The sequence below is a fragment of the Bradyrhizobium sp. CCBAU 25338 genome (genome assembly GCF_028128965.1).
GTDB lineage: Bacteria > Pseudomonadota > Alphaproteobacteria > Rhizobiales > Xanthobacteraceae > Bradyrhizobium > Bradyrhizobium liaoningense.
Genome location: NZ_LFKY01000032.1, coordinates 17,594 through 39,186, shown reverse-complemented (window position 1 = coordinate 39,186; position 21,593 = coordinate 17,594). Strand labels below are relative to the sequence as shown.

Annotated in this window: 17 protein-coding genes; 11 read left to right on the top strand and 6 right to left on the bottom strand. The window is 64.3% G+C overall.

What is annotated here, in order from left to right:
* Positions 1–36: 36 nt before the first annotated feature.
* Positions 37–3,261 carry an autotransporter outer membrane beta-barrel domain-containing protein gene (locus ACM42_RS12290; RefSeq protein ID WP_271528165.1) on the bottom strand — a complete coding sequence of 1,075 codons (3,225 nt, stop codon included), beginning with the start codon at positions 3,259–3,261 and terminating at the stop codon, positions 37–39.
* A 104-nt stretch (positions 3,262–3,365) separates the two neighbouring features.
* On the opposite strand from ACM42_RS12290, the gene ACM42_RS12285 reads away from it, so the two are divergent.
* A complete protein-coding gene (locus ACM42_RS12285; protein ID WP_271528164.1) occupies positions 3,366–4,532 on the top strand; it encodes a TIGR03032 family protein in 1,167 nt (388 codons plus the stop codon).
* A 6-nt stretch (positions 4,533–4,538) separates the two neighbouring features.
* Here ACM42_RS12285 and ACM42_RS12280 read toward each other — a convergent pair whose 3' ends face one another.
* Positions 4,539–5,318, bottom strand: coding sequence for an adenylyl-sulfate kinase (locus ACM42_RS12280; RefSeq protein ID WP_271528163.1), 780 nt, complete (start codon positions 5,316–5,318; stop codon positions 4,539–4,541).
* Positions 5,319–5,629: 311 nt separating this feature from the next.
* Between ACM42_RS12280 and ACM42_RS12275 the strand changes: the two genes are divergently transcribed.
* The 4 genes from ACM42_RS12275 to ACM42_RS12260 all read left to right on the top strand — a co-directional run bounded on the left by ACM42_RS12275 (position 5,630) and on the right by ACM42_RS12260 (position 9,064).
* On the top strand, positions 5,630–5,836 hold the full coding sequence (locus ACM42_RS12275; protein WP_271528162.1) for a hypothetical protein: 207 nt from the start codon (positions 5,630–5,632) through the stop codon (positions 5,834–5,836).
* A gap of 207 nt (positions 5,837–6,043) precedes the next feature.
* A complete protein-coding gene (locus ACM42_RS12270; protein WP_271528161.1) occupies positions 6,044–7,255 on the top strand; it encodes a molybdopterin molybdotransferase MoeA in 1,212 nt (403 codons plus the stop codon).
* Positions 7,256–7,431: 176 nt separating this feature from the next.
* Positions 7,432–8,133: a transcriptional repressor LexA gene (lexA, locus tag ACM42_RS12265; RefSeq protein ID WP_028177622.1), complete on the top strand. Its 702-nt coding sequence runs from the start codon at positions 7,432–7,434 to the stop codon at positions 8,131–8,133.
* Positions 8,134–8,629: 496 nt separating this feature from the next.
* Positions 8,630–9,064: a hypothetical protein gene (locus ACM42_RS12260; protein ID WP_027574385.1), complete on the top strand. Its 435-nt coding sequence runs from the start codon at positions 8,630–8,632 to the stop codon at positions 9,062–9,064.
* Between the two features lie 119 nt (positions 9,065–9,183).
* Here the strand turns inward: ACM42_RS12260 and ACM42_RS12255 are convergent, their stop codons facing one another.
* The 4 genes from ACM42_RS12255 to ACM42_RS12240 form a co-directional block, all read right to left on the bottom strand.
* On the bottom strand, positions 9,184–11,463 hold the full coding sequence (locus tag ACM42_RS12255; RefSeq protein ID WP_271528160.1) for a ComEC/Rec2 family competence protein: 2,280 nt from the start codon (positions 11,461–11,463) through the stop codon (positions 9,184–9,186).
* Positions 11,464–11,559: 96 nt separating this feature from the next.
* Entirely contained in the window at positions 11,560–11,793 is a 234-nt protein-coding gene (locus ACM42_RS12250; RefSeq protein ID WP_061028066.1) for a DUF2171 domain-containing protein, read from the bottom strand.
* Between the two features lie 183 nt (positions 11,794–11,976).
* The gene (locus tag ACM42_RS12245; protein ID WP_271528158.1) at positions 11,977–12,363 is read right to left on the bottom strand and encodes a YybH family protein; all 387 of its coding nucleotides are present in this window, start codon (positions 12,361–12,363) and stop codon (positions 11,977–11,979) included.
* Between the two features lie 7 nt (positions 12,364–12,370).
* A complete protein-coding gene (locus ACM42_RS12240; RefSeq protein WP_271528157.1) occupies positions 12,371–14,047 on the bottom strand; it encodes a glutamine--tRNA ligase/YqeY domain fusion protein in 1,677 nt (558 codons plus the stop codon).
* 143 nt (positions 14,048–14,190) lie between these two features.
* Between ACM42_RS12240 and gltX the strand changes: the two genes are divergently transcribed.
* The 6 genes from gltX to ACM42_RS12210 all read left to right on the top strand — a co-directional run bounded on the left by gltX (position 14,191) and on the right by ACM42_RS12210 (position 21,589).
* Positions 14,191–15,615, top strand: coding sequence for a glutamate--tRNA ligase (gene gltX / locus ACM42_RS12235; RefSeq protein WP_271528156.1), 1,425 nt, complete (start codon positions 14,191–14,193; stop codon positions 15,613–15,615).
* Positions 15,616–15,759: 144 nt separating this feature from the next.
* Positions 15,760–17,064 carry a citrate synthase gene (gltA, locus tag ACM42_RS12230; RefSeq protein WP_124158115.1) on the top strand — a complete coding sequence of 435 codons (1,305 nt, stop codon included), beginning with the start codon at positions 15,760–15,762 and terminating at the stop codon, positions 17,062–17,064.
* Between the two features lie 226 nt (positions 17,065–17,290).
* Complete coding sequence (locus ACM42_RS12225) at positions 17,291–18,463, top strand: ROK family transcriptional regulator (RefSeq protein ID WP_271528313.1); 1,173 nt, start codon at positions 17,291–17,293, stop codon at positions 18,461–18,463.
* Positions 18,464–18,532: 69 nt separating this feature from the next.
* The gene (locus ACM42_RS12220; RefSeq protein WP_271528155.1) at positions 18,533–19,819 is read left to right on the top strand and encodes an ABC transporter substrate-binding protein; all 1,287 of its coding nucleotides are present in this window, start codon (positions 18,533–18,535) and stop codon (positions 19,817–19,819) included.
* Positions 19,816–20,739 (top strand): carbohydrate ABC transporter permease, encoded by a 924-nt coding sequence (locus tag ACM42_RS12215; RefSeq protein WP_271528154.1) that lies wholly within the window; start codon positions 19,816–19,818, stop codon positions 20,737–20,739. Before ACM42_RS12220 ends, ACM42_RS12215 begins: the two co-directional genes overlap by 4 nt.
* A complete protein-coding gene (locus ACM42_RS12210) occupies positions 20,732–21,589 on the top strand; it encodes a carbohydrate ABC transporter permease (RefSeq protein ID WP_271528153.1) in 858 nt (285 codons plus the stop codon). The genes ACM42_RS12215 and ACM42_RS12210 overlap by 8 nt, the downstream gene beginning before the upstream one ends.
* Positions 21,590–21,593: the final 4 nt, after the last annotated feature.

The window sequence follows — 21,593 nt, the reverse complement described above, 5'->3', positions numbered from 1 at the left end:
GGCAACACTTAAATCAAGACGCGTTGGACGGCCCGCTTAGAACCGCCAGATCAGATTTCCCTTGATCGCGTGATCAGTCACCCGATCCGAGAGCTGGCCGACGTAAGAGAGGCCAATGGTCGCAGTCGGGCTGAAGTGCAGGTTTAGGCCCGCTTCGACGAGGGCCGCGTTCCGTGCGAGCGAATTGCCGCTAATGTTAAATCCGGCACCGCCGCTGGCAAAGGCCATGGCCATGACCGGCGTAGTGTCGCCGAAGGCGCGGCGCCAGCCGAGCATGCCATAAGTCGTGATCGTCGCGCGATCGGGCAGCGCATAGGTCATGGCGGCCCGTGCCCCCAACGTCGTGAAGACCGCATCATTCGACTGTCCGTTTGCGGTGAGCACCGCCGCGCCGCCGCTTTCCGTAAAGCCATGGGTGTGGACGTTCACATAGGCAGCGCTCGCAAACGGCTCGATGGCAGCACGGCCGGCAAAGAAGCTAGCGCCAATTTCGCCGAACGCCTGCGCGGTGCGAGCCGCGAAGCTGGCCGTCGCCGTATCGCTGAACATGGAGGCGCAGCACCCTTCCCCGCCTGCGAAGGCTATGCTGCGGCTCGTCTCGAGGTCGTGCCACGTATGGGCCACGCCGGCCCGCAATCCGAGGGCGCCGAATTGGCCACCGCCATAAAGACCGAAATGGTAACTGCCGACCGTTCCGGACGACTTCCGCTCGTCGGCTCGAAGCCAGGAGCGCGCATAGCCACTGGCAACGCCGAATCGCCACATTTCGCCGACGTTCGCATCGAACCCGGTCATAAAACCGCCGACCGAGCGCGAAAGTGCGGACGCGTTGCCGTCACCGGCATTACGCCCCCAGGCTCCGATCGTTTGCCCCCACCCCGCGACAACGTTCTCCGCAGGCATAGCTGTTTTCTTGGCTCCGAAGCCAGGTGCGGGATGATCGGTCATCGTCGTGGCATAGGCCAACACCGGACCGCCGGGAGTGAGACTCGCAAGCGGATTGGAACTGCCGCCATAGGATTGTCTCAGCCGCCCAAGCAGCGCGTCGCGGACATGGCGCGAATCGTCAAGCACCATGCCGACGGCGCTGGCGTGAACCTCTCCCGAAAGCAGGTCAAACGCGGAGCGGGCCTGCTCCGCGCTGCCGAGTACGATCACGTCATAAATCGGATTGCCGACGCCGAGTCCTTCAACGGCGCCGCCCGTAGCGATCTGGTTCGGAGTCTGCCCGGCACCCGCGAACGTCAGCCCCGTGCTGGTGATCTGCAGATACACATTGTTTGCATCGTAGCTGAGACAGGCACAGAGGAAGTCGGATGCGAAGTTCAAGCCTGAGAATGCTCCGCTCAGCCCGCCGGCAGCGGTGAGGATGACATACGTCGTATTCCTTGGATAGCTGCCGGCCCCGGCGATAACGTGTGCGGTACCGGCGAGTGCGGCGGTCCCGGTCACGTTCGTGCGGTCGCTGGACCCAGGGGAAATGTCCACCTGGTACGTGGAGTTGGGCGTGAAACTGATGGTGCCCTGAACGTTAAGTGTGCCAATCATAGGTCCGGGGGAGAGTATGCCGCCGTTGATCGCTGTGGTCGGCAAGGTCCCCGTGCCGCCCAGCGTACTGCCGCTGTTGGCGGTAACGCCGCTCGATGATGCAATGGAGCCGTCCACCAGCAGCGTTCCTCCATTGATGGTGGTGGCGCCCGTGTAGGTGCTGATCCCGGTTAGCCTTTCGGTGCCACCGTCGAGCGTCAACCCGCCTGAGCCGGCGATTGCGCCGCCGAAGGTCCCGGAGGCGTTCGACAGTATCAGAGTCTGATTGCCGAGCGTAACCGCGCTGCCGACCACACCTGAGAGCGACGCGATCGTTCCCCCCGCCACCGCGCCAGAGATATCCAGCACGCTGGTGACGCCGTTCAGGTTGACAATCGAATTGGAGATGTTGCCGGCGCCGACCAGCGCCAGCGTTCCGCCGTTCACGCTGAAGTCGGTGTTGGGCATCGTCGCCTGGATGGAAAGCACGCCCGCATTTACGATCCAGTCGGGGATCCCGGTGTTGATGCCCGTCAGGGTCCATTGGCTTGCGCCGACCTTCTCGAAGGTCTCGAAATCCCGATATTGCGCGGCCGAGCCGATCCGCGAGACATCGAAGCTCCCGGTGCCAGTCCCCCCCAACGCAAGCGTATCGGTGCCCGGTCCGGCGAAGACGGTGCCGTTGATCACCGCGGTCGGATGCAATTCCAGCCGGTCAGCCAGCGCCGATCCTTGATGGAAGCGGACTGCGCCGCCCGTCCCGCCGTTCAGTGTGCCGGCGACCGTAAGATTGGTGGCTCCGTTAGCGGAAGCAAAAGTGGACGTGTCGACGGCATAACCAGTGCCGTTGGAGGTCACACTGCTCCCCGATCCGACGTTGATCGCAATGGAACCGCCGGCGCCTGTTCTGGCGTAAATGGCCGTATTTCCCGTGACGTCGCCATTGACGGTAATATTCAATGCACCGGCGCCGTCGCTCCGCGCGGATATGCCAATTTCTTGCCCGCTGACAGTTGTGCCGGCCGCCGTCGTCACAACGACGTCTGCGGTCCCGCGCGCAAGGATGCCGACGTCTGTTCCCGTCGTGCCACTGGCTGCGACATCCCCATTGGCGGTCACAGTTGTCGTGCCGGTGCCGTAGTTGCGGCTCAAGATGCCGTATCGCAATCCGCTCACGGTGGTCCCGACTCCCGTCGTCACGCTAAGGTCGGTTCCGGAACTCACGGCAACGATTCCGCGCGACAGCGAAGCCACGCCGGTGCCGGTGCTGATGACGTCTCCATTGGCCGTGATCGACAGCGCTCCGCTACCGAAGTTTCGGCCGCGAATGCCGTAGTTGCGGGCGGTGACGGCACCGTTGGTGTTGATGGTAATGCTGCCCGGGCCGGCGGCATTGGATACGTTCAACCCATTGCCTGAGGTCGCGGTCAGGGCCGAGAAATTCGTGTCCGTGTAAAAGAGATCGCCGGATCCGGTAATGGCCAGGGCATTGGACGACACGGTCGTGACTCTGAAGCCGGGCAGCGTCGAGACATTGGCATTGGCAGCCGAGACCGACTGGGCCGTGCTGGCGCCGGAGCATAGGAAGTTCGATCCGCCGGCCGGAACACAGGCGGCGTACGCGCGGCGGCCATAACCGATGACCGCGCTGGCGAGCATCGAGGAGGACAAGATCAGATGACGCAATGACCGTTCGGCCAATAAGGCCTCCAGCAAATGCAGGTTCCAACCCACCTAAATCGCGCTACCTGCGTTTTTACACAGTAACGACCTCCCGCGCTAGTAGTCAGCCGGGTCGGGCGAGACTCCGGCTTGGTGTTTCCGCAAGAACTCGGTTAGTGTTGACGTTATCCAGGAGCATCACAGGCAACGAAGTGATCGAGCGACCTGCCGATCGACTGCGCACGGACGCTGCTGCTGAGCAGGGCGGCAAGCGCGGCGGCGACGCGGTCAAGTATTCCATGTCGCCAGGGCTGCCGTCCTTTCTTGGTTCAGAGCGCATCGCACTCGCCGTTTCGTCCTATCAATCAGGCAAGTTCTATCTGATCGGGCAGAACGTCGATGGCGGACTTCTGGTGCATGAGCGTTTTTTTCACAAAGCGATGGGAATCTGCGTCGCGGATCGAGACACCATTCTTCTCGCCACACTGTTCCAGATCGTCAAGTTCAGGAACGTGCTCAAGCGCGAGCAGACAATCAACGATCTGCATGATGCATGCTACGTCCCGCGTGAACTATTCATCACCGGCGAGCTCGACGTTCACGACATCGGCTTGACGAAAGATGGCGGCATCGTCTTCGTCAATACGCTCTATAACTGCCTTGCCACGACATCCGAGCGGCACAGCTTCACGCCATTTTGGAAGCCTTCTTTCATTTCGAAGATCGTCAAAGAGGATCGGTGCCACTTGAATGGACTCGCCATGGAAGCCGGCGTGCCACGCTACGTGACGGCGGTCAGCAAATCCGACACCGTCGATGGCTGGCGCGACCGGCGCGCCAATGGCGGCATCGTCATCGACGTGCAGTCCGGCGCCGTCGTTCTCGGAGGGCTCTCAATGCCCCATTCTCCGCGCATGTATCGCGGCAGATTGTGGTTGCTGAACTCCGGAACCGGCGAGATCGGCTGGATCGAGCGCGGCGCCTCGGCGGAAGATGGGCGATTTCGGGTGCTCGCCTTCTGTCCGGGTTTCGTGCGCGGGCTCGCCTTCCATGGCAGGTACGCATTCGTGGGACTGTCAAAACCACGCTACGAGCGCTTTGAAGGGCTGGCCCTCGACCGCAGGCTCGCCGAGGCCGATTCGGAGCCATGGTGCGGGGTGCAGATCATCGATCTCGATACGGGTGCGTGCGTTCATTGGTTCCGTATCGATGGATCTGTGACGGAACTCTACGATCTCGGCGTGGTCCCGGATGTGGTGCGGCCGATGGCGCTCGGCTTCACCTCCGACGAGATTCTGAACCTCATCACTCACGATCCGCTCGAGACCGACGGCAGCGCTTGACGACGATTATCGGGGCATCGGCGCGGCACTCATCCGACGCAGGTCCGTGGCGGAGATATCTTCCGTTGCCTCGTCGAGCACGATGCGTTCGACTGCGTAACCAACGTCGCGTCCGTAATAGACATTGGTAATGTTGGGCATCGGCAGGACAATGAAGCGGCCTACGTGGGCCGACAGCGCAGCTTCGATCCGTTGCTTCACCGCGAAGAACGATAGCGGGTTTTTCTGATCGATTCCGTGCGTATCGCGAACAGCGATGCACACCTGGCCGACACGACGCAGGCCCTCTTCGATCAGGCGCTGATGGCCAAGGTGAAACGGCTGATAGCGGCCGATGAACAGCGCGGTCGGCAGTTGTGGATCAAATGCCGGTCGCAAGCGTGCCAACACTTGCTCCGCCCAATATCGGACAGTGCCATCCGCATTGACGCGCACATCAAAATGGCTGGGCGGTGTAAACATGCGATTGGTGTCTGCGTATCGGCTCTCCTGAATGCGATCAATCCAAATCGTGAAACTAGAACCAAATGCAGCCCGCGTTTCCTCCGTCGGGCAAATGAAGTCCGCGATCGCCGTTCCTCCCGCTTCGACTACCCGGTCACACATCCAGCTCATGCGGCGGGCATGTTCAACGCGATCTTCGTGACTAAAGCCGAGGTCTCTCGATATATTGGCCCTAACCGAGTCCGCATTGAAAACAACTGCATTGAGCAGCGGCGCCAGAATATTGGCGAGCGTCGTCTTACCCGCGCCCGGAAGCCCCATGATGAGAATTTTTCGTGTCATGGGCGCTCCTCGCTTCAAGAGAACGTGTGCCGCAGAGCTTACACCAGTTTGGCCGCCGAGCCTCAGCGGGCTGTCGGCTTGAACGCCCGTGCACGTGACGTCGCCCGGCGACGTCGGGAACGCGTTGAGGGCGCTTGGCATCTGAATGCCAGGCAGTCGCCGCGACAGGTCATGCCCTCGGTTCCCGGAGCCAAATTTGCGGAGGATGAGGAACCCAACCCCTTTGTGCATTTTTATACGGAGTTCCGGGAACGGAGTACCACCCTTCGGACTCATGAGTCTGTTGGGATTTCTACATCGGACTGATCGACGTGCTGGGCAAAACCTATCTCACCAAGCAAGCCTCTCTCCTGCTTGAATTCGCCAGAACCACCTCGGATTCTGACCTCTCCGCCAAGCTGATCAGCAAGGCGGCCGACCTGAAGTCCCTGGCCGATCCGCTGCCCGACAAGGATCAGGATCCCAGAGCTCCCGACGTCGCACCGGACGTCGGTCCGAGCGATCCGACAGGACGTTGAGCGATGTTGGCCGTGGCGCTCGTCATTCTCGTCCTCGCCATGGCTATCCTCGTGCCGGTCTGTCTCGCCGTCCGGATCATGCCGCGGCGGACTTGAGCTCCCTGCCCACGACGGAAATCGCGCAGGATAAATCATCCTGTGTGCTGCTTTGCCTCGCGCCTGCACTCGGCTAGAACTCTCGCCAACGATTTGCAGGAGTTTCCGCCCGTGGCCCTCATGCCCGTTTCTGACGCGCTTGCCGCGGTGCTGGCGGGTGCAGAGCCGTTGCCTGAAGAGATGGTTTCCCTCGATGAGGCCTACCATCGCGTGCTTGCGCGCGACGTCGCTTCGCGGCGCACGCAGCCACCGGAGGCCATGTCGGCGATGGACGGCTATGCCGTGCGCGCGGCCGACGCGGCAACGGTCGATTCCAGGCTCGCGGTCGTCGGCGAGGTCGCGGCGGGTCGCCCGTTCGCGGGAAGGGTTGGCCCCGGCGAAGCCGTGCGGATCTTCACCGGCGGCGTCGTTCCCGACGGCGCCGATGCGGTCGTGATCCAGGAGGACACCGTCGCGGAAGGCAAGCTTGTCACGATCAAGGAAGCCGCGATTTCCGGGCGGCATATCCGCCCCGCCGGCGTCGACTTCCGCGAGGGAGACGTGCTGCTCCGCAAGGGAAGCCGTCTCACGGAGCGCGATCTCGCGCTGGCCGCCGGAATGAATCACCCGCATCTCGCCGTCTGCCGCCGTCCGAGGGTCGCGATCCTCGCCACCGGCGACGAGTTGGTGATGCCCGGCACCACGCCCGGTCACGGGCAGATCGTCTATTCCAATGGCTATGCCCTGCACGCGCTCGCCCGCAGCGAGGGCGCCGAGACCATCGACCTCGGCGTTGCCGCCGATACGCTGGAGGCCACTTCCGCCGGCATCCGTCGCGCCCGGGAGAGCGGCGCCGACATCCTGATCACGACCGGTGGCGCATCGGTCGGCGACCACGATCTGGTCCAGCAGGCGCTCAAGGACGAAGGCATCTCGATGTCGTTCTGGAAGATCGCGATTCGGCCCGGCAAGCCGATGATGCACGGACGGCTCGGCGCAATGCGCGTGATCGGCCTCCCCGGCAATCCCGTGTCGTCTTACGTGTGCGCCTTCCTGTTCATGGTGCCGCTGATTCGCGCCCTGTCGGGCCGATCAGTGATTCATCATCGCCGCGAGCGCGCCGTGCTGGGCCGCGATCTCGGTGCCAACGACCAGCGCGAGGATTATCTGCGTGCGCGCCTGGAACAGCGTGACGACGGCGCGCTCGTCGCCCATCCCGTCAGCCATCAGGACTCCTCTCTGCTTGCGAATCTCGCTGCGGCGCAGGTACTTCTCGTGCGCGCACCGTTCGCGCCGAGGGCCGAGGCCGGCACGCCTTGCGAGGTGCTGCGCCTGCCCGCCTGAGCTGCACGGCCACACGCATCGCGCGAGCTTCGCTCTGTTCACCGTAAATTAAGCAGTTGCGGAACACATATCGAACATATAGTGTCCGTTCATGATTTGTTTCGAACGTGTAGCAGCTTATCGCTGAACTCCTCGTCTCGGAATCGAACGACATCAACCGGGGGACTTTCGTCGAGATGTTGACGCGCAAACAATACGAGCTTCTACGGTTCATCAGCGAACGTCTGAAGGAAAGCGGCGTGCCGCCGTCCTTCGACGAGATGAAGGATGCGCTCGACCTGCGCTCGAAGTCAGGCATCCATCGCCTGATCACTGCGCTCGAGGAGCGCGGCTTCATCCGCCGCCTGCCCAACCGCGCCCGTGCCATCGAGGTGATCAAGCTGCCCGAGCTCCAGGCCGCCGCCGGCAGCCGCCGCGGCTTCACGCCGAGCGTCATCGAGGGCAATCTCGGCAAGGTGCGCGCGACCTCCAGCCCGCCTGTGGACGAGGGCGAGCGTCCCGTCGCGGTGCCCGTGATGGGCCGCATCGCGGCCGGCACGCCGATCGAGGCGCTGCAGACCCGCAGCCACACCATCAGCGTGCCGCCCGACATGCTCGGCTCGGGCGAGCACTACGCGCTCGAAGTCCGCGGCGATTCGATGGTCGAGGCCGGCATCCTCGATGGCGACATGGCGCTGATCCAGCGCAACGAGAGCGCCGATACCGGCGACATCGTGGTGGCGCTGATCGACGACGAGGAAGCCACGCTCAAGCGCTTCCGCCGCCGCGGCGCCTCTATCGCGCTCGAGCCCGCCAACGCCGCCTACGAGGTCCGCATTCTTCCGCCGAACCGCGTGAAGATTCAGGGCAAGCTGATCGGGCTGTACCGCAAGTACTGAGCGGTCCTGCGGTCGCTCGACACCTATTGGAGCGGATCCGCTATCCGCTCCGGCTGGATGGTTTTTCCGGTTCTGCTCAGATTGTCCGGCCCCCTCTTTCGGCGGCTCATCCTCGACACGCCGCACGACGCAACATCGCTTCGCGGCCTGAGAATGCGAGGACAGGTGTTGCGCCGGACGTTTCATGGACGATCGTTGCTGCGCCGATCGCAGCAACGGTGACGTAAGCCGCTGCCATACAATCGCACCGCCATTCCGCAAGCGAGCTGGCAATACTCGGGCTGGTCGGCGCCCGCGGGGCGCTGACGCACGCCTTCCGAATACGCATGCATCGGCTTTGTTCCTATCGAATCCGGGAAAGATAATGTGATCGCGGCTTGCGGCGCAAAGCCGCAGATTTGCCTACAACGAAGCAGAGCGTTGCTTGCTTCCACCTGATAGAGGCCTGCGCCTCCAAAAGAGGTGCGGGTTGCTATCTTCGCATGAGGAGCACCCGATGTGTGACTACAGCCTGCATGCCGTCGCGACGCGCCCCGCCGAAGTCGGCGAGACGATCGTCACGACAACCTTCCGTGGCACCTCGACGCGCGGCTTCGCCTCCGAAGCCGATCTCTCCGTCGCAGTCTGCCTGCTGCCGGGAACGGAGCTCGCTTTCGCCGACAACGTCCGTTACGACAATCGCTGGATCTGGACGCGCACCGTGAACTCCCGCGTCGGCAAGTTCGGCAAGATCGACCCGCACATTCCCGATCGCCATCATGACGCGATCGAATTCCCCGACGGCAAATACGTGCTGGTGACACAGCTCGTCGAAGGCCAGCGCGCGACCGTGCTGCAACTGCCGGTGACCCAGCCGGTTGGCGAACGCGAGCACAAGCCGCAGATCGTCGCCGACACGCGGTCCACCATCACGCGCCTGCCGATCGGCTGACGTCGTCGCCCCGGCCGATGGTCGTGGGCCAGGAATGCAATGCCATCGCCGGCCGAGGCCGGCGAGATGGTATGGTTTGCGTCCTGCGAAATCCGGTCCGACCTCCCCCGCACCGCTCCTCAATCGTCCGCCTGAAAATCCGTCTCCGATGGCGTTGCGTCCCGGTTGCGGGGCACGGCCGTCTTCGGCGCAAGGCTGCCGTCGAAATCCCCCTCGCCGGCGCCGGCCGGCAGCCAGGGGCGGCTTGTGCCTCTCGCCCTCACCGCCCGAACCGAGAAGCCGTCACCGCTCCGCGTCAGAGCCAGCGCGCCCTGACTGGCGAGCCGCGGCCTGTCGACCACCATCGCCGCGCAATCGGGCGGCGCTGGGCGCGCCGTCACCACCAGCGCGGCGCGGCTGCAATCATCAGCCAGCGCGTCGATGCGCAACGCCAACGCGACCAGCCGTCCGTCCGCGAGCGGCGTCACGCAGCCGGACTCGTCACACGACACACCGTCGGCCAACGAGGCGCTGCCGGCATCGCGCGGATCGGCATCGGCAGCCAACCACTCCCTCAGCAGGAAGCCATCCTTGCTCGCGCGGATCACATGCAGCCGCCCGTCACGGCCCCGCACGGCGACGCTCGCGCCATCCCCGGCAATCAGGATATCGGGCTGCCGCACCGACATCGCCCAGAGGATCGCGGCAAGCAGCACCAGGGCCCCGGACCAGCGCAGGGGCGTGCGCAACAGCCCCATCACGATGATCCCGAGGCTCGCCGCGATCAGCGGCGCGATCTCGAACGCGGGAATGCGGCCGACGGCACCCGGCAGTGCCGCCACCCAGCGCGAGACCGCGATCATCCACTCGATGCCGATCCCCATCAGCCACCAGAACGCGCCGTCGAGCCCGAATGGCGCCGCGAGCAACCCCAACAGCCCCGCCGGCATCACCAGCGCCGAGACCACCGGCATCGCGCCGAGATTGGCGAGCACGCCGTATGGCGTCACGCGGTGGAAGTGGAAGGCGGCGTATGGCGTGGTCGCGAGCCCCGCAATCAGCGAGGCCAGGAACAGCATCGCGATCTCGCGGCCGCCCCACAGCGCGATCCGCGCCGTTGCGGAATGATCGGGCGATGCGAGCAGGTTCGGCATGCCGATCTGCACCAGCGCCACCAGCCCGAGCGTTGCCGCAAAGGACATCTGGAAACTCGGATGAACCAGCGCCTCGGGCGCGACGGCGAGCACGATCAGCGCGGCCACCGCCAGCGTCCGGAACGTGATGGCGCGGCGATCGACCATCACGGCGATCAAAACCACCGCCGTCATGAAGAACGATCTCTGCGTCGCGACCTCTGCGCCGGACAGCAGCAGGTAGAACGCAGCCGCCACAAGCGCAGCGGCCGCCGACCATTTCTTGATAGCGAAGCCGACCGCCAGCCCCGGAATCAGCGCCAGCAGCGCGCGAACCGCGAAGAACACGACGCCGGCGACGACCGCCATGTGATAGCCGGAGATCGACAGCACATGGCCGAGCCCCGAGACGAACATCGCGTCGTTGACGGGCGCGGTGATCGCGTCGCGCCGCCCCGTCAGTAGCGCGGTCGCGATCGCGCGATTGTCGCCTTCGAGCGTCGCACGGATGCGGGCATCGATCGCATCGCGCAAGCCTTGCATGAAGGCCGCGTAGCGCAGCCGCGAGCCGACGGCATCCGGCGTCGGCGCGGCCGTGATCGCGCCCATCACGAAGCCGGAGGCGCCGATGCCCTGGAAGAACATGTCGCGCGAGAAATCGTAGCTGCCGGGGCGCACCGGCGAGATCGGCGGCAGCAGCCGCGCCTTCAATTGCACGAAGCCGCCGACCTCCGGTGCCGTCCCCTTGCGCACCGACAGGCGCACGCGATCGAGCTTGACGTCGCTGCGCTGCGCCTCCATCGCGCTGACGCGCAGCACGAAGCGATCGGTGCGCTCGCGGATGTCGCGCGCCTCCACGAAGCCCGACAGCGACACCGAATAGAGCGGCTTGGCCAGCACGGTATGGGCGATGCGCGCCGTCTTCCAGGTCGCCACGGCAAAACCGGCCGCGGCCGCCGCGATCATGATCGCGAGGGCAAACAGCCGGCTCCGTCGCAGCACGACCGCGCCGAGCGCGAGAACGGCCGCCGTCGCGGCAACGACCCACAGCACCGGCTCATGATCGGCGGCGAAATACAGCGCGATGCCGCCACCAAAGGCGACCGGCACCCAGGGCAATAGCCGGCCAGGGCCGGCCTCGGCGCGGGCCCATTCGCGCAGCGTTTCGACGATAGCCGGCCAGACGCCAAAGCGCGCCGGCGCAAAGCCGCCAGCCGGTACGGCGCGGCCGACCGGCCACGTCCCGGCAACTCCCTGGGAGCGCACTGGCCGGCCCGGCTCCGCCATTCCCCTGCACCTTACGATACGCGACGGGTGCGGAGGCTACCGGAACGTGCGACCGGGCGAATAGCGGTACAGATCAGGAACAGGCGTCGCGGCGCCTTACTTTTCCTCTTCCATCGTCACCGCGACCGAGGCCTTGGCCGACAGCCGGACCTTGTTGCCCTCGACGTCGGCAACGAGGCTCTTGTCGATGAAATGATGGTGCCCCTTGTGGCTGCCCTCGCCGCTGTCCTTCTTGGTCAGCTTGATGCGGTTGCCCTCGACACGATCGACGGTGCCGACATGGACGCCGTCGGCGCCGATGACTTCCATATGCTCTGCGATGTTCTGCATGGCGGGATCCTTATTTGGAATCTACCTCAACGCAGCAAGAGACCTCGGGTTCTTGTTCGGATGTCATTCCGGGGCGCGCCGCTTGGCGCGAGCCCGGAATCCATAACCACGAGCTGGGGTTATGGATTCCGGGCCTGGCCCTTCGGGCCATCCCGGAATGACAAAACTGACGCAGATGGCCAATCAGATCAGCGGCGCCTGTGACGAGGCGTGATGATTGACGATCTTCCAGTCGCCGTCCTCGCGGATCAGGACCCAGCTCATCTTGACGACGAGATCGGGGCGCTCGCCGGCGAGATCGAACGCGATGGTCGCGGCCATGTTGACCAGATCGGGGCTGGCCTGCACCGCGTTCACCTCGGAGAAGGCCGCGCTCGGCTTGCGCCACCGCGGCAGCCCGTTGAAATAGTCGGCGACGCCGTCCCTGCCCCGATAGAGTTTGGGGTTGGAGCCGAAGAAGAACGCATCCTTCGCATAGAGCGATGACAGCGCCACGGCGTCGAGCTTGGCAAAGCCGGCGCACCATTTCGCGATGACAGCGGAAACGATGGCGTCGGCTTCGTTGCTCATGGGCGCATCAACCTTTCGCGACTTCCTTCGCGAACGTGTCGCGCAGGCCGATGGTGCGCGAGAACACCGGTTTGCCGGGGGTCGAGTCCCTGTCACGCACGAAGTAGCCCTGGCGCTCGAACTGCATCGGCGCGGTCGAATTGCTCTCCGCGACGGAAGCCTCGACCCGCGCATCGGAGAGGATCTCCAGCGAGTTCGGATTGAGATCGGCCGCAAAATTAGAGGCATCCGGGCTCGGATTTGCGAACAGCTGGTTGTAGATGCGGATCTCCGCCGGCTTCGAGGTCGCCGCCGGCAGCCAGTGCATGGTCGCCTTGACCTTGCGGCCGTCGGGCGCGTTGCCGCCCTTGGTCGCGGGATCGTAGGTGCAGCGCAGCTCCACCACCTCGCCCGCGTCGTTCTTGATCACGCCGGTGCACTTGACGAAATAGGCATAGCGCAGCCGCACCTCGGTGCCCGGCGACAGGCGGAAGAACTTCTTCGGCGGGTTCTCCATGAAGTCGTCCTGCTCGATATAGAGCTCGCGACCGAACGTGATCTTGCGCGTGCCGGCGCTAGCGTCGTCGGGATGGTTGATCGCCTCGAGTTCCTCGGTCTGCCCTTCCGGATAGTTCTCGATCACGACCTTCAGCGGCTTCAGCACCGCCATGCGGCGCTGCGCCGTGCGGTTCAGTTCCTCGCGGATGCAGAACTCCAGCATGCCGACGTCGACCACGCTGTTGGCCTTGGCGACGCCGATGCGCTTGACGAATTCGCGTAGCGCGGCCGGCGGCACGCCGCGGCGACGCATGCCCGCCATGGTCGGCATGCGCGGATCGTCCCAGCCTGCGACATGGCCGTCGCGGACGAGCTGGGTCAGCACGCGCTTGGACAGCAGCGTGTAGGTCAGGTTCAGCCGCGCGAACTCGTACTGGTGCGGCTTGGACGGCACCGGCAGCTTCTCGATGAACCAGTCATAGAGCGGCCGGTGGTCCTCGAACTCCAGCGTGCAGATCGAATGCGTGATGCCCTCGATCGCGTCCGACTGGCCATGCGCATAGTCGTAGCTCGGATAGATGTTCCACTTGGTGCCGGTGCGCGGATGATGCGCATGCAGGATGCGGTACAGCACGGGGTCACGCAGGTTGATGTTGCCCGCGGCCATGTCGATCTTGGCCCGCAGCACGCGCGCGCCGTTCGGGAATTCGCCGGCCTTCATGCGGCGGAACAGGTCGAGGTTCTCGTCCACGCTGCGGTCGCGGAACGGCGAGTTCTTGCCGGGCTCGGTCAGCGTGCCGCGCGTGAGGCGGATTTCCTCCTGGGTCTGGTCGTCGACATAGGCGAGCCCATCGCGGATCAGCTGCTCCGCCCATTCGTACAGGCGGTCGAAATAGTCAGAGGCGAAGAACAGGTTCTTGCCCCAATCGAAGCCGAGCCAGCGCACGTCGGCCTGGATGGAGTCGATGTATTCCTGCTCTTCCTTGACCGGGTTGGTGTCGTCGAAGCGCAGATGGCAACGGCCCGGAAATTCCTGGGCGATGCCGAAGTTGAGTGCGATCGACTTGGCGTGGCCGATGTGCAGATAGCCGTTCGGCTCCGGCGGGAACCGGGTCACGATCTCCTTGTACTTGCCCTGATCGAGGTCGGCCTGGATGATGTCACGAATGAAATCGCGCCCAACCTCAGTCGCCACCGGTTCTGTCATCACGAAAATCCTGTAGGGAAATCAGCGGCCCTTCTGCCAAATTCGCGTGGCTGAGCCAAGGCCTAGCATGTCCGCCGTCGGGCTTTAGTTATGCTCCGGTCCTGCTATACACCACCGCCTCCAATGCATAGGCCCTGCCAAGAATGTCCGATTCCGTCGTTACCCGCTTCGCTCCCTCGCCGACCGGCTTCCTCCATATCGGGGGGGCCCGCACGGCGCTGTTCAACTGGCTCTATGCGAAGAAGCACGGCGGCAAGATGCTGCTTCGGATCGAGGACACCGACCGGGAGCGCTCCACCGAGGCCGCCATCGCCGCCATCCTCGACGGCCTGAAATGGCTGGAGCTAGGCTGGGACGGCGAGGTCATCTACCAGTTCGCCCGCGCCGCCCGCCACCGCGAGGTCGCCGAGCAGCTGCTGGCCGACGGCAAGGCCTATCGCTGCTACGCCACGGCCGAGGAGCTCGCCGCCATGCGCGAGAAGGCGCGCGCCGAGGGGCGCACCCGCCTCTATGACGGCATGTGGCGCGACCGCGATCCCGCGACTGCCCCCGCAGACGTGAAGCCCACGATCCGCCTGCGCGCGCCGCAGACCGGCGAGACCGTGATCGAGGACCAGGTCCAGGGACGCGTGGTCTGGCAGAACGAGAACCTCGACGATCTCGTCCTACTCCGAGGCGACGGCAACCCGACCTATATGCTCGCCGTGGTGGTCGACGACCACGACATGGGTGTCACCCATGTGATCCGCGGCGACGACCATCTGATCAACGCCGCGCGCCAGAAGCAGATCTACGATGCGATGGGCTGGGCGCTGCCGAGCATGTCCCACATCCCGCTGATCCATGGCCCGGACGGCTCAAAACTGTCCAAGCGGCACGGCGCGCTGGGCGTCGATGCCTACCGCGCCATGGGGTACCTTCCGGCTGCGCTGCGCAACTACCTCGTCCGGCTCGGCTGGAGCCATGGCGACCAGGAGATTTTCTCGACCGAGGAGATGATCGCGGCGTTCGACCTCGCCAGCGTCGGCCGCGCCGCCGCCCGCTTCGATTTCGCCAAGCTGGAAAGCCTCAACGGTCACTACATCCGCCACACCGACGATCAATCGCTCGTGAAGATGTTCGAGGACGTGCTCGACCACGTGCCCGGACGCAACGAGCTTAAGGCCAAGTTAAACGACACCACGCGCGCGCAGCTCCTCAAGGCCATGCCGGCCCTGAAGGAGCGCGCCAAGACGCTGATCGAGCTGATCGACGCCGCCCATTTCATCTTCGCCGACCGGCCACTGGAGTTCGATCCCAAGGCGCAAGCGGTGCTGACACCCGAGAACCGCAGGCTGGTCGGCCAGCTTCATTCCGCGCTGGAGAAGGTCGAGACCTGGAGCGGCGCCACCACCGAAGCCGCGCTGCGCGCCTTTGCCGAGGAAAACAGTCTCAAGCTCGGCGCGGTTGCCCAGCCGCTCAGGGCGGCGCTCACCGGACGGACGACGTCGCCTGGTATATTTGAGGTTCTGGACGTCCTGGGGCGCCAGGAAACCCTGGGCCGGCTCAAGGACCAGTCTACGACGTAAGTCGACCATGCGTGCGGCGATCTTGCAGCGCACACAGCAATAATATACCCATCTCCCCCGTACATTCTGGAACATCCGGCCTGCCCCCTGATCTGCCTAGGGGCCTCCGGCTTCGGCCCGTTTCACCACACATCGGGGACTACGATGGACGCAAAACCAAGCAACAAGACCGCCACGCTGACGGTAGGAAACAAGAACTACGAGCTTCCGATCCTCAGCGGCAGCGTCGGGCCCGATGTCGTCGATATCGGCAAGCTCTACGGCCAGTCCGGCCTGTTCACCTACGATCCGGGCTTCACTTCGACCGCGAGCTGCCAGTCCAAGATCACCTATATCGACGGCGACGCGGGTGTGCTGGAATACCGCGGCTACCCGATCGAGCAGCTCGCCGAGCACGGCGACTTCCTGGAGACCTGCTATCTCCTGCTCTACGGGAACCTGCCGACCGCCTCGCAGAAGAAGGATTTCGACCACCGCGTGACCCATCACACGATGGTGCACGAGCAGATGGCCCGCTTCTTCCAGGGCTTCCGCCGCGATGCCCATCCGATGGCGATCATGGTTGCGGCCGTCGGCGCGCTCGCCGCATTTTATCACGACTCGACCGACATCAACGATCCGAAGCAGCGCATGATCGCGTCCATGCGCATGATCGCAAAGATCCCGACGCTGGCGGCGATGGCCTACAAGTACACCGTCGGCCAGCCCTTCATCTATCCGAAGAACTCGCTGGGCTTTGCCGAGAACTTCCTCAACATGTGCTTCGCGGTGCCCTGCGAGGACTACAAGGTGAGCCCCGTGCTCGCCGATGCGCTCGAGAAGATCTTCATCCTGCACGCCGACCACGAGCAGAACGCCTCGACTTCGACGGTGCGCATCGCCGGCTCCTCCGGTGCCAACCCCTTCGCCTGCATCGCGGCGGGCATCGCCTGCCTCTGGGGCCCGGCGCATGGCGGTGCCAACGAAGCCGCGCTCAACATGCTCTACGACATCGGCACGGTCGACAAGATCCCCGAGTTCATCGCCAAGGTGAAGGACAAGAACTCCGAAGTCCGCCTGATGGGCTTCGGTCACCGCGTCTACAAGAACTACGATCCGCGCGCCAAGATCATGCAGAAGATGTGTCACGCCGTGCTCAAGGAGACCGGCCATGGCGACGATCCGATGCTGAAGGTGGCGATGGAGCTCGAGAAGATCGCGCTCAGCGACCAGTACTTCATCGATCGCAAGCTCTACCCGAACGTCGACTTCTATTCGGGCATCACGCTGAAGGCGATGGGCTTCCCGGTCTCGATGTTCACCGTGCTGTTCGCGGTCGCCCGCACCGTCGGCTGGATCAGCCAGTGGAGCGAGATGATCGAGGATCCCCAGCAGAAGATCGGCCGACCGCGCCAGCTCTACACCGGCGTCACCAAGCGCGATTACGTGCCGATCGGCGATCGCAAGTAAGTTCGGCCATCACGGCTTTCGAAACGGCGCCATCTCGCGATGGCGCCGTTCTTGTTTGTGCATTCGTGGAGTGGGTCAGTGCTTTGCCACCCTGCGAGACCATCATGTTGTCCCACGCTTGCTGCCGCGCACAACAACAAGTCGGCGGCTCACGCCGCAAACGCTTGACAGCCTGAACGCTCCGCGCGCATTCTTACTCTAAGTAAGAATGACGATAGGGACGGAGATGCCGGAGCAGCCGAGAAGTCGGCGGCAGACGCGCGCTGCCATTTTGACTCACTTGCTCCAGTTCGGCGGCTCGTTCCGGCCGCCGCTGGCGAAGGCCGTGCGGCTGTCCGAGGCGAGCCTGTCGCGCATCCTGTTCGACCTGAAGGCCGAAGGCCTGATCGAGGAGGTACGGCGCCCTGCCCCTTACGTCGGCGGCCCGACGGGCCTGGTGTCGCTCGACGGCACGGTGGCGCTCGCAGCCTTCGAACTGACGGCACAATGGCTCAGCATCGGCGTCGGCAGTTTCTCGGGCGAACTGCACTACACCGAGCGCCTGCCGTTGCCGAAAGCACCAACCGTGGAAACGGTTGGTCGCGTGTTCCGCGAGGCGATGACGTTGCTGCGCGACTGGACACGCCGCCGCCGCATCACGCTCGCACAGATCGGCGTCTCCATTCCGGGCCTTGGCCGGTTGACGGCGGCAGGCAATCCGATCATCCCCTGCGACGTCGCGCACCTCGGTGCCATGATCGGCGAGATGTTCGCCGGCGTGCCGCTGGAGTTCACCAATTCGGTCGTGGCGCACGCCACCTTTCATCGCTGCCGGACGCAAGACTATCCGTTCAGCGGCACGCATCTGTTCGTCTTTGTCAGCCATGGCGTCGCCGGCGCCTGGATGGACGACCCGACCGAGGCCGATGCACTCCAGCCGGTCGAATTGGGCCATATGGTCTTTGAACCGGGGGGACCGCGCTGCCGCTGCGGTCATTGCGGCTGCGTCGAGGCCTACACCTCGCTCCCCGCATTGGCCGAGCTGCTCGACATCTCCGAAGCCGAATTGCTCCAGCTCGGCAGCGAATGGGTGCACGCGGTCCCGCTCCCTGCGCGGGTGCGCCAGGAGTTGCGGCGGCGGCTGTTCCGGCTCGGCCTTGCGATCGGCAACACGCTGAACGTGAAGCCATGCGGTGGCGTTGCCATCAGTGGCTGGCCATCGCTGCTCCGTGATGACGATCGCAGCGCCGTGATCGAGGGGATCGACGCCTGCCTCCTGGGCGGCCGGACATTGGCGAAAGTGTCCGTCGCCTTCGTGCCGCCCTCGACCGGCAACGATCCGCAGGCTGCCCTTGCCTTCGCCGCCTTTTGCCTCGCCAGCCGCGGCGGCATGCCCGTCACCTCGACGGAGGCCGCCTGACATGGCCTGAACCGTGCCGCCGCAACGCGTCGAGAACGCGCAAAGAACATCATACCGGGAGGAACTGCCATGCCGATGACCACAACAAGGCGCCGTCTGCTCGCTGGATCCGTTGCTGCGCTCGCGCTGCCTGCATTTGCCCGTGCGCAAGGCACGGCCAAGCCGCGCCTGACCGCGATCTCGCAATGGTCCGCGGGCAGCGATGGGGCGGCCATCACGGCGCTCGGCAAGAAGTTCGAGGAGAAAGGCGGCGTCTGGCAGCACTCGCCCGTCCCCGGCTTCACCACCGAGATGATGAACAAGCTGCGCGCGCAGATCATGGCTGGCGATCCGCCGGCCTGCTCGCAGCTCAAGGGTCCGGAGATTGCGGCCTGGTCGAAGATCGCGCCGACCGTCGATCTCGACGCTCTCGTTGCCGCTGCCGGCTACGAAAAGGTCGTCGCTCCCGATCTTGCGCGCCTGCACAAGCCGGCAGGCAAATGGATTGCACTGCCGCTGCAGATCTACAGCACCAACATGCTGTTCCTGTCCAAACGCGCGATGGACAAGGCCAAGGCTGACAAGGTCCCGGTCACATGGACGGACTTCAACGAGCTGGCCGAGAAGATGAAATCGGGCGGCGTCAACCATCCCATCGCCAATGGCGGTACGCGCCCGGATGACGGTCAAAAATTCGAGGCAGCTCTTGCCGGCATCAGTCCCGCCGCCTATCGCGCCGCCATCATGAATCTCGACGACAAGGCGTTGAAGGGGGCCGAGATCAAGGCTGCCTTCGCGCAGCTGCGCAAGATCGCCGACTGGATGGATCCCAATGTCGGTGCCCAGCATTTCTCGACCAACCTGAAGCGCTTCGTCGACGGCGACATGGGCATGATGATCATGGGCGGCTGGGCCCAGGGCGTGTTGCGCAATGCCGGCTTCAAGTTCGAGGACTTCATGATTGCGCCGGGCCCCAGCGACAACGGCAAGCCGGTGTTCCTGTTGAATGCCGATGCCTTCATCTTCTGGCAGCGCAAGGAGGCCGACCTGCAAGCCGGCCAGACGCTGATGGCCCAGCTCGTCATGGATCCGGCGATCCAGACGATGTACTCGCAGATCACGGGATCGATCCCGGTGCGCACCGATGTCGATCTGTCCGGCGAAGGCTGGTCGGACGGTCAACGCCGGACCGCGGCAGCGCTGAAAGAGGCCATCGCCAGCAATCAGGCGGTCCTGAGCCTTGCGCACAACATGGCGCAGGAAAACGGCATGACCGCCGCGATGATCGACGTGATCACGGAGTATGTGAAGAACAAGACGATCAAGCCCGAGCAGGCCGCCACGCGCCTCGCCGAGGCCGTCGAGGGCGCACGTTGAGCAATGCCGTCTTGACGAGACCGGGTCGGCCGGCGCTTCCCGAATGGGTGCGCCGGCTGCCGGAATATTTGATGATCTGGGTGCCGCTGCTGCTGTCTGCCGCGCACCTCGTCTCGTTCTCGCTGTGGACCATCTGGATATCGTTCACGCCATCCACTCTGGTCCCTGTCACGGGCTGGGTGGGCTTGCGCAACTACACGGCGGTCGCGGCTTCGCGGAACTGGCAGATCGCCTTCGACAATCTGCTGCTGTTCGGCAGCGCTTTCGTGCTGTTGAGCGCAGCGGCCGGCCTCATCCTTGCGATCCTGCTCGATCAGCGCATTCGCGGCGAGAACGTGCTGCGATCCATCTTCCTCTATCCCCTGGCGGTGTCGTTCGTGGTCACCGGCACGGTCTGGAGCTGGCTGCTCAACCCTGGTCTTGGAATCCAGAAGCTGGTTCACGACCTCGGCTGGACCTCCTTCAAGTTCGACTGGCTGATCGACCGCGACATGGCCATCTGGACCATCGTCATCGCGGCGATCTGGCAATCCTCCGGCTTTGCCATGGCGCTGTTCCTTGCCGGCCTTCGCTCCGTCGACACGGACATCATCAAGGCCGCGCAGATCGACGGGGCCGAACCGATCCGGATCTACCGGCGCATCATCCTGCCCTCGCTGTGGCCGATCACCATCACCGTGGTCGTGATCCAGTTGCAGTTCGCGATTTCGACGTTCGATCTCGTCCGCGCGCTCACCAATGGAGGCCCGGGAATAGCCACGCAGCTGCCGGCACTGGTGGTCTACGACCTGATGTTCCAGCGCAGCCTGCTCGGCCGCGGCGCGGCGGCGGCCGTACTCATGTTGCTCATCCTTCTCGCAGTGCTGCTGCCCTATGCGGCGTGGCGATATGTCCAGCGACGGCGGGCCGCCCATGCGTGAGCACACCTTCGCCCCGAGCCGGATCTTGATCTATCTCATCGTTTCGCTGATCGCGGCAGCCTGGCTCACGCCGCTGGTCGTCGTGGTGCTGAACTCGCTCCGCAGCAACGAGGAGATCGCGCAGGCCTCGATGATCGGCTGGCCGCAGCAATGGGCCTGGAGCAATTACGCCGTCGCCTGGAGCGGCTTCTGCGTCGCCGAGACCTGCGCCGGCATCCGGCCGTACATGCTGAACTCCGCGCTCGTCACGATCCCCGCCACGATCTTCTCGACCCTGCTCGGTGCGATCGCCGGCTACGCCGTATCGCTCTGGCGATTTCGCGGCGACAACTGGATCTACGGCATCGTGACCCTCGGCCTTTTCCTGCCCCAGCAAATGCGCCTGCTGCCCTGGACCATCGTGCTGCGCGACATCGGTCTCATCAATACGCTGACGGGACTCGTGCTGATCCACACCATTCAGGGGCTCTCCTTCACCACGCTGTTCTGCCGGAATTATTACGTTGCCATTCCCCATGAATTGATCAGGGCCGCGCGCATCGACGGCGCCGGTTTCTTCCGCATCTTCTGGCGCATCATCCTGCCGCTCTCAGGCCCCATCCTGATCGTCACGGTGATCTGGCAGTTCACCCATATCTGGAACGAATTCCTCTATGGCGTGACATTCACGACCGGCCAGCAGCAGCCCGTCACGGCCGCTCTGATCGCGCTGTCCGCCGCCGTCGCCGACATCCCGCAGCACGGCGTGCAGAGCGCAGCGGTGATCATCGCGGCGCTGCCGACGCTGCTGATCTATCTCCTCGGCGGCAAATATTTCGTCCGCGGCCTGACTGCCGGGGCCGTGAAATGATGGA